Origin of the sequence: Herbaspirillum lusitanum P6-12, assembly GCF_000256565.1 — a bacterium.
In the GTDB taxonomy this organism is placed as follows: domain Bacteria; phylum Pseudomonadota; class Gammaproteobacteria; order Burkholderiales; family Burkholderiaceae_D; genus Herbaspirillum; species Herbaspirillum lusitanum.
Map to the genome: position 1 here is coordinate 1 of NZ_AJHH01000557.1, position 2,246 is coordinate 2,246.

At 61.0% G+C, this 2,246-nt stretch carries 2 protein-coding genes; both read right to left on the reverse strand.

Translation table 11 applies throughout. The features are described from left to right. Nucleotides 1–656: dihydrodipicolinate synthase family protein (locus tag HLUSI_RS0118555; RefSeq protein WP_016835377.1), on the reverse strand; the 656-nt coding region annotated here is incomplete at its 3' end. A gap of 126 nt (nucleotides 657–782) precedes the next feature. After that, nucleotides 783–2,246, reverse strand: a 1,464-nt coding sequence (locus HLUSI_RS0118560; protein WP_016835378.1) for a putative bifunctional diguanylate cyclase/phosphodiesterase, incomplete at its 5' end; no start/stop codon positions are given.

Here is a 2,246-nt window from a genome sequence, read left to right on the forward strand (position 1 = left end):
ATCGCGCCGGTGGCGCCGGCGTCGAGATCGGCCATCAGCGTGATGGCTTCTTCGCCGTCCCACGGACCGACGATGGCGTCGCCGCCGAGGGCGATGATTTCACGCAGCTTGTTGGCGGCTTGCGGCACTTCGATCTTGAAGTAGGAGACGTTGGCGATCTCCTGCGCCATCTTGACCAGCAGCGTGGACGACAACATGGTGCCGCTGACCGGCGCGTCCTGGATCATGATCGGGATGTCGATCGCGTCCGACACCGTCTGGAAGAATTCCTGGATGCCGCGCTCGCCGACGCGGATGGTGGCGCCGTGGTACGGCGGCATGATCATGACCATCGCTGCGCCTGCGTCCTGCGCATTGCGGCTGCGCTGTGCGCAGATGCGCGAGCTGAAATGGGTGGTCGTGACGATCACCGGAATGCGGCCGGCGACGTGGTCGAGCACGGTGCTGATGAGCGCATTGCGCTCGTCGTCGGTGAGCGCAAACTGCTCGGAGAAGTTGGCCAGAATACAGATGCCGTCGGAGCCGGCGTCGATCATGAAATCGATGCAGCGGCGCTGGCCTTCCAGGTCAATGTCGCCGTGGTCGTCGAAAATGGTCGGGGCGACCGGGAAGACGCCGCGATAGACAGGCGTTGGCGCTGGTTTTTTCTTGCTCATTGTTTGTCTCTCTTCAGTTCGGTTTGATGCGGGCTACGCCTGCTGGTGCTCGGGTGCGCCTCGAGGTACGCATGCTTTTGCGGCATCAAAACGGAAGCGGTCGGTACTGACCTGAGTCGAACCGGGTCAGCGACCTTTCAACAATTGATTGACCTGCTGGAACTCCATCGGCGGGTAGTAATAGAAGCCCTGGAAAAACTGGCATCCGATCGCTTTGAGGAATTTTTCCTGGACCAGCGTTTCGACGCCTTCGGCGACCGTGGTGCAGGAAAGAATCTTCGCCAGCGACACCACCGCACGGATAATCAGTTCACTCTTCTCGCTGATACCGATCTGCGCCACAAAAGACTGGTCTATCTTAATACTTTTCGTCGGAAAACGGCTGAGCTTCTGCAAAGAAGAATAACCGGTTCCAAAATCGTCAATGGTGATGCCGTAACCTTTGGCGTTGAGCGCCTCGAGATGGCTGATGGCCAGATTCTCGTTGCCGACCAGCCCGGTCTCGGTGATTTCGAACTCCAGGTGATCCGAACTGACGCCGTATTTCTGGCATGAGGCGTTGACCAGGTCGAGCAGATCGGCGCGCACGATATCGATGGCCGACAGGTTGATGGCGATCGGCAGGCAGCGCCGTTCCGAGTCCAGCGTCTGGCGAATATACGCGCACACCTTGTCGACCACGAAAGCGGTGATGAAATGAATCGCACCGCTGGTCTCGGCGACCGGGATGAATTCAGCCGGAGAGACGTCGCCCAGCGTCGGCGAGCGCCACCGGATCAATGCCTCGAGGCCGACGATCTCGCCGTCTTGCGTGACCTTGGGTTGATAGACCAGGCGCAGTTCGTTTTCACGCAGCGCCATCAAGATGGATTGTTCGATGTTGAGGCGGCGCCGGATCAGCGCGGCCGCTTCGTCGTCGAAGACGGTGATGTCCTGGGTGCCGGAACGACGCGCCGAATCCAGCGCCAGTTTGCCGCGCTGGATCAGTTCGTCGCCGCTGGTTTCGCCCGGCCGCGAGAACGCGATCGCCATCGATACCTGCACCGGATGACGTTGGCCGCCGACCAGCAATTCTTCCGGCAGGCTGCGGCGGATATGCTCGATCTGCGGGATGGCGTCGCGACTGGCGTGGCTGGTCTCGATCGTGAAGCTGAACACCACGCTGCGCAAGCGCGCGATCAGGCTGCCATCCGGCAGCAGTCGTCGCAACGCATCGGCGAAAGCGACGATCAGTGCATCGCCGGCGGCGCTTCCGTGCGCATCGTTGGCGTACTTGATGCTGTCGAGGCGGATTACCACCAGCGCCAGCTGGCGGCGCGGCGACATGGCCTGCATGTGCTCTTCAAGCTGCCGGTGCAACAGATCGCGGTTGGGTAATTGGGTGAGCTGGTCGTGATTGCTGAGGAAGGTTTCGCGTTCCTTGCTGCGGTCGAGTGCTTCCTCGATGCGGCGCTGTTGCGAGATGTCGCGCAGCAGCACGATGTAGTGCTGCTCGGAAGTGGTCGAGATATTTTCTATCACGATCAGGCGACCGTCCTTGGCGGCATACTCCTGGCCGCGCTTGAGCGCCAGGATGGCGGCCGCCCCCCC